Raw genomic sequence first — 6,101 nt, 5'->3', positions numbered from 1 at the left:
CCCAGCGCACACGTCTCGATCGTGATGCGGCACGGGTTTCCCCCCTCGCGCTGAACCAGCGCATCGCCCATTGGCGCGATCGGCTCGCCCAGACGGAACGCCGTGCCGACACACAGATCGACATGCAGTTGAAGCAGGGCCATGCAAGTGCCGATCAGGCCATGCGTCTGGCCAAATCGCTTTCCCACGAAGGCGTTCTCGAACGCGGGTTCGCCCTCGTTCGCGGCCCCGACGATCTGCCGCTGAAACGCGCGGCGGATGTTCAGCCCGGTCTCGAACTGCAAATTCAGTTCGCCGACGGCGTCGCACGAGCGGTCGCCGCCAGCGACGGGCGAAAAGCAACGGCCGGCTCCAGAAAACCCAAACCGTCGGCCGACGGCCCGAAAGGACAGGGCAGCCTTTTCTAGAGGCGGGATCTGACGAACGGCTGAAGGCGGCGGCGCCGGTGGAGGACAGGTCCTCCCTTTACTGCATTGAAACCTTGAGTGCCTAGGTTCCACGAAAATGAGGACGATGTGATGAGTACGGCACAGTTGATTTCCGGCGTCTTGCAGAATTTGGGCATCGCCGCAATCGCCGCGCTGTTCTACGACATCGTCCTGCGCAGCAGCCCGACTGCCGGCATCCGTCATTGGTTGATCGCTCTTGTCTTTGCCGGCGGGGCGGTGGGTTCCATGTCGCTGCCGGTTCAGGTCGCGCCGGGCATCATCTTCGATCTGCGCAATGCGTTCGTCATCCTTGCGATGAGTTTCGGCGGATGGCTCACGGTCGGTGTGACGACGGTTGCAGCGGTCGCCTTCAGGCTCTGGATCGGCGGCGCCGGAGCCGCCGCTGGGGCGGTGGGCATCGTGATGTGTGCCGCCATCGGCGTCGCCTTCGCCGTATATTTTAAGGGCCGGCGCATGGGCCTGGGCACATTTGCCGTACTCGGTCTTTTCTGTGCCGCTTCGCTGGTCTCCATGTTCTTGCTTCCCTATGAGAGCGCGATTGCCGTACTCAGGAAGATCGGTCCGGTCATGCTGGTCATGAACGTTCTCGGCACCATGCTCGTCGGCGGCATCGTCGATCGCCAGAGACGTCAGTACGAGCGCGAGAATACCCTGACGCGGGAGGCTTCGACCGACTCGCTCACGCGGCTTGCCAACAGACGCGCTTTCGACCTGCGTGGACCGAATCTGATGGCCACCACCAGCGAACGTGGCCATGCCTGTGCGCTCATGCTGATCGACATCGACTATTTCAAGCAGATCAACGATACGCACGGACACGATGTCGGCGACAAGGTCTTGCAGCATCTCGCCGTTCTGGTGCGTTCCAATGTCCGCAAGACGGATCTGGTGGCGCGTTACGGTGGCGAGGAGATCGCCCTGGTTCTCCCGTCCCACGATGCGAAGCGCGCCTTCAATCTCGGCGAACGTCTGCGCAAGGCGGTTGCGGCGACGCCGTATCGCCATGAAGGAAGCCTGGAGATCAGCCTGAGCGTCAGCATCGGCCTCTACGCCAGCGATGGTGTGCAGATCGAAGCCTTCGGAACCGCCTTCAAGCGTGCCGACATGGCTCTCTATCGCGCCAAGGCGTCCGGCCGAAACCGCGTCGAAATCGCTGTCGCCGCTTGACCGCGGCGCCTCGGGGGAATGCGCAGGCCGCGAACGCAAACATCGCAGCGGACCGTTACCACTCACGCATTGAAAACTGGAAAATCTGGAAATGGTACGGTTGGGTGGATTCGAACCACCGACCTCAGGAGCCACAATCCTGCGCTCTAACCAACTGAGCTACAACCGCACGTGACCGGTGACCGGCGTCCGCGTCAATACGGGCAAATGATCGCTTTTTCAAGCCAAAAGAACAAAAGAAAAAAGACCGGGGGGAGGATCCCGGTCTTTTTTGCAAAGGGACCGAAGGGAGGAGGTTTCGGCCCCACTCGGCAGCGGCGGGAGGAGGAATGCGCTGCCGGACTTTCCTTGAGCATCGGCCGAAACTTGGAAACCTGTTCCGGTGGTTCCGATGCTCCATTTGTCAGTCGGATCGCCCTTTCACGCGTCCGGAAGAACGCGCGGCGATCCAGTCGCTAAACGCCTCAGGCGACGCGCAGTTCCTTGACGGTCTTTTCGAACACGTCTTTCATCGGCTTGGACACGGTCTCGGCCGATTTCTGCGAGGTCGCCTGGAAGTCCTTGATCTGATCCACGGCCACTTCCATGCGCTTGCGCATGAAGTTGCTCTGCATCTCGATAAGCTCGGCAAAGGAGCGAGCGCCGGCCAGCGCCTCAAGATGAGCCAGATTGGCCTCGGTGCCCTCGCGCAGCGCGGCGATCGACTTCGAGGTGAATTCGTTGCCGGCCGTTTTCGCGTTCTCGAAGGTCGCCTCGAGAGCCTTCTGCGTCTCTTCGGCGTTCACCTTCATGCGCGCATAAGCCTCTTTCGTCTGCTCGGCGCTCTTTTCGGCGAAAGCGCGGAACTGCTCGCTCGCCTGCGTCGCGTCAAACGTCGGGAACTCGACGGTCCCATTGTCCTTCTGCGTGGTCTTGGTCATATCCGCGGTCCTTTGGTTCTCGTTCATGGCGGTCTCCGTGAGGTTGACACCCGCCCGACAATTCTTGGCCGGTATATAGCATCGATTATTGTGCATTGCAACATGATTGTTGCGTCGCAGCATTCTTCGCCCTCGAGATTAACCAATCAACGAGAATTCGCGCTTGCGGATCATTGGCATTTGTGGACCTCGCCGCCACATGCTTTTATTAATAAGGTGTTAACGTCGTTATCGGGATGCCGCGTTCTGCGGTTGAGGATGGCAGCCCGATGCTGTTTGAACCGATGTGGATTTCTGCCCGCCGAATCTCCGGGCCGATTCCATGCAGGATAATTGTTTGGCTCGTTTGAATGGCGTCTGTCTCATACTCTTTTGTTGACATTGCGGTTCTGGATCAGGTGCGTGAACGCTTCGCCGCCGGCGATGCGCTGCTCATCCTCTCCCCCGCACTCGACACCGTCATCTGGGCGAACGGGCCTGGCGCGGCGTTGCTCGGCCATCACAACATCGATGAGGCGATCGGCGCGGCAAGCGGCCTTTCCATGACGACCAGACGGCAGATTTCGGCGACGCCCGGTTTTCCCGAAATTTCCCGCGAGCGCGTTGTCGCCACGCGCCTGGGGCGCGGTCTCAGGGCGCCCATCGTCAATCTGAGCGCATCGACCGTCGCGCTTCCCGGCGGCGAGAAGGCGATCCTTCTCGCGCTGAAGGCGACCTCGACGCGTATGCGCGATGATCGCTACCGCGCCACCGCCGCGGTGGAAGGTTTCGATGCCGCCGACCAGTTCGCCGCCCTGGTGGATGAAAACGGTCTCGTTGCGGCCGCCTCCAGCAGTTTCGAAGCACTCGGGATAGAGCGCGAAACCCTCCGCGCTCTGGTGGCCGAGGTGCGCGACGAAGAAGACCGGCTGGTCAAGCGGTTGGTGGAAGGCGCTTCCCGCCGCCGCCCGGCCGCCTTCGCCAAGCTGACCGACAATCCTGCCTGGCACCTGCTCGTCGTGGTGGATGAACAGAACGCGCCACTTCAGCACGACGAGGCACCCGCCTCCCCGACCGTTGGCATCGCAGCCGGCGCCGGGATGGAAACGGAGCCACCGCTTGCCGAAGATCTCGGTGTCGACGATTCCGAGCCTGTCGCCGACGAAAATGAGCGCGCCGACCCGCGAGCGGCGAGCGATGAGAAATCGCCGGACGAAATCGCCACGCACGAAATCGCCGTGCCGTCCCCGGTCGAGACCGGAGACGATGGGGAAACCCCACCCTCGCCCCCGACGGAGCGTCCCAAGGGCACGGTCCGCTTTGCCTGGCGAACGGATTCGGAAGGGCGTTTCACCGCACTTTCGGATGCATTTGCCGAGGCGGTCGGCCCGGCGGCGGCCGATGTTATGGGCCGGCGCTTCCGCGAGGTTTCAAACGCGTTCGGCCTTGACCCCGATGGGCATATTTCCACGCTTCTCGAGCGCCGCGATACCTGGTCGGGGCGCACCGTCATGTGGCCGCTGGAAGGCACCGACCTCAAGGTTCCGGTGGATCTTGCCGCCCTGCCGATCTACGGTCGCGGGCGCATTTTCGAGGGATTTCACGGCTTCGGTCTGGCCCGCATGAGCGACGCGGTGACGGATCCGGAAGGCATCGGGCTTGTTCTGTCGCCGGGAGCGTCCTTGCCAACGGGCGATGCGGCAACAGGCTCCGCGGCTGTACCGGCAGGGGAAGACCACACACAATCTCAAGACCGCGAGGATCTCCAAACGGTCGGGGAAACGCCCCAAGCGGCACCGCAGGCCGAGCCGACCGACGCAAACGACGCTCCCACCGTCACGTCCGAACCCGGAAACGACGACGGACAGGACGAATCCGTCAAGATCATCGAACTCGCCAGGCATCGCGCTCAGCCCGCCGCCGAAGGCGGGTTGTCACCAATGGAAGTCACCGCCTTTCGCGAGATAGGTGCACGTCTGCGCGAGGAGAATGAGCGAACCACGCAGAGCGACACGCCTGCGGATGCCGGGCCGCTAGAGAAAGAGCCGATGCAGACGTCCGCGCCGGACCAACCGGTCCGGGACGACGCCGAGATGCCTGCGGAAACCGCTCCTCGCGAGGAGGCCGTGCAGACGCCGCCGGCTGAGGAAAGCGCCGAGAGCGGCGCACGGACGCCCGCATTGTCTTCGGCCATCGTTCCGTCGGCATTCTTCAACATGCCCGCCGGCGGTGACGCGAACAACCCCGGCCTTTTGGCCGGACTGCCACTGCCGATTCTCATTCATGCGGGAGATACCCTGCATTACGCGAACGGCGCCTTCTTCGACCTGACCGGCTATCCGGATCTGAAAGCCCTTGAAGAAAGCGGTGGCCTCGACATGCTTTTCCCCGAGAGCTACGAGGTTTCCGATGCACCGGCAGACGCTCAGGCCCTGAAGATCAGAACCGCCCAGGGCGGCGAACGCGATGTGCACGCTCATCTGCAATCCGTTCCCTGGCGCGAGGGCAAAGCGCTGCTTCTTGCCTTACAGACCCTGGAGACGGAAACCGAAGCGGCCGCTCCGGATGCGGCATTACCCATTACCGAGGCGGAAGCGCTGAGCGATGCCGAACACGAAGCGCAGACGGCCGAGTTGCAGATGCATCTTGCCGAGATGCGGGCCATCGTCGACACCGCCACGGACGGCGTGGTGGTCATCGACAATGACGGCAACATCCGCTCCACCAATCGGCCGGCGGAAGCGTTGTTCGGGTTCGACGATCGGGATGTGACCGGCAAGCCCTTCACCGCGCTCTTCGCCATCGAGAGCCAGAGCGCGGTGCGTGCGCATCTCGACGGCCTCTCCGACAATGGCGTCGCCAGCGTTTTGAACGACGGGCTGGAGGTGATCGGCCGCGAGGCGCAAGGACGTTTTATCCCGCTTTTCATGACCATCGGCCGGCTGCCCCACAGCGGCGGTTTCTGCGCCGTCCTGCGCGACATCACGCAATGGAAACGCGCCGCCGAGGAACTGACCCAGGCGCGCGCCGAAGCCGAGCGCGCCTCGTCCCAGAAAACCGAATTCCTGGCGCGTGTGAGCCATGAAGTGCGCACACCGCTCAACGCCATCATCGGCTTTTCCGAGCTGATGCTCGACGAGAAATTCGGCCCGATCGGCAACGATCGTTACCGGGACTACCTGCACGACATCAATCGTTCGGGCAATCATGTGCTCGACCTCGTCAACGACACGGCCGATGCCAGTGGTACCGTGGTGCCGGCCTATTCGCTCAACCGGGTGCTCGGGAAAATTCCGGTTAGCGGCTCGTTGCTGACCGGCGGTGAAAACGAGGGAATCTTCGCCGCGACCTACAAGGTCGAGGGGCCGATCGAGGATCCGAAAATTCAGGTCAATCCGTTGTCCGCCCTGGCGCCCGGGTTTCTGCGCACCCTTTTCGGCCTTGGCGCTGCCAAGGAACCGGCGCTACCGGCCAGCCAGTAGGGAAACGAGGCCGCTTAGGCCGGGCGTACCAGCGCGTGGCGCTTGCGGCCGGCGGAGAGCTTGACCGGGCTGGCGAGCGCGGCGGCGTCGAGGTCGTCGGCTCG

At 62.9% G+C, this 6,101-nt stretch carries 4 protein-coding genes and 1 tRNA gene; 3 read left to right on the top strand and 2 right to left on the bottom strand.

Translation table 11 applies throughout. From position 1 onward, the window contains the following. On the top strand, positions 1 to 407 hold a 407-nt coding region (locus tag QZ638_RS21965; RefSeq protein WP_295814562.1), incomplete at its 5' end, for an exodeoxyribonuclease VII large subunit. A gap of 111 nt (positions 408 to 518) precedes the next feature. Then, a complete protein-coding gene (locus QZ638_RS21960; protein ID WP_295814559.1) occupies positions 519 to 1,616 on the top strand; it encodes a diguanylate cyclase in 1,098 nt (365 codons plus the stop codon). A gap of 92 nt (positions 1,617 to 1,708) precedes the next feature. Here the strand turns inward: QZ638_RS21960 and QZ638_RS21955 are convergent. Together QZ638_RS21955 and QZ638_RS21950 are read right to left on the bottom strand one after the other, a co-directional pair. After that, positions 1,709 to 1,785, bottom strand: a tRNA-His gene (locus QZ638_RS21955). 295 nt (positions 1,786 to 2,080) lie between these two features. After that, a complete protein-coding gene (locus tag QZ638_RS21950; protein ID WP_295814563.1) occupies positions 2,081 to 2,536 on the bottom strand; it encodes a phasin in 456 nt (151 codons plus the stop codon). Between the two features lie 350 nt (positions 2,537 to 2,886). On the opposite strand from QZ638_RS21950, the gene QZ638_RS21945 reads away from it, so the two are divergent. After that, positions 2,887 to 5,997 (top strand): PAS domain S-box protein, encoded by a 3,111-nt coding sequence (locus QZ638_RS21945; RefSeq protein ID WP_295814556.1) that lies wholly within the window; start codon positions 2,887 to 2,889, stop codon positions 5,995 to 5,997. Positions 5,998 to 6,101 lie beyond the last annotated feature (104 nt).

This window comes from uncultured Nitratireductor sp. (assembly GCF_913053745.1).
Taxonomy (GTDB): domain Bacteria; phylum Pseudomonadota; class Alphaproteobacteria; order Rhizobiales; family Rhizobiaceae; genus Nitratireductor.
The sequence above is the reverse complement of the archived record's forward strand: the minus strand, read 5'-3'. Positions and strand labels throughout refer to the sequence as shown.

Bases quoted from the DNA above. Each gene is read 5' to 3' on its own strand.
- QZ638_RS21950 (WP_295814563.1), bottom strand. From the start codon at position 2,536: ATGACCAAGACCACGCAGAAGGACAATGGGACCGTCGAGTTCCCGACG.
- QZ638_RS21960 (WP_295814559.1), top strand. From the start codon at position 519: ATGAGTACGGCACAGTTGATTTCCGGCGTCTTGCAGAATTTGGGCATC.
- QZ638_RS21945 (WP_295814556.1), top strand. From the start codon at position 2,887: ATGGCGTCTGTCTCATACTCTTTTGTTGACATTGCGGTTCTGGATCAG.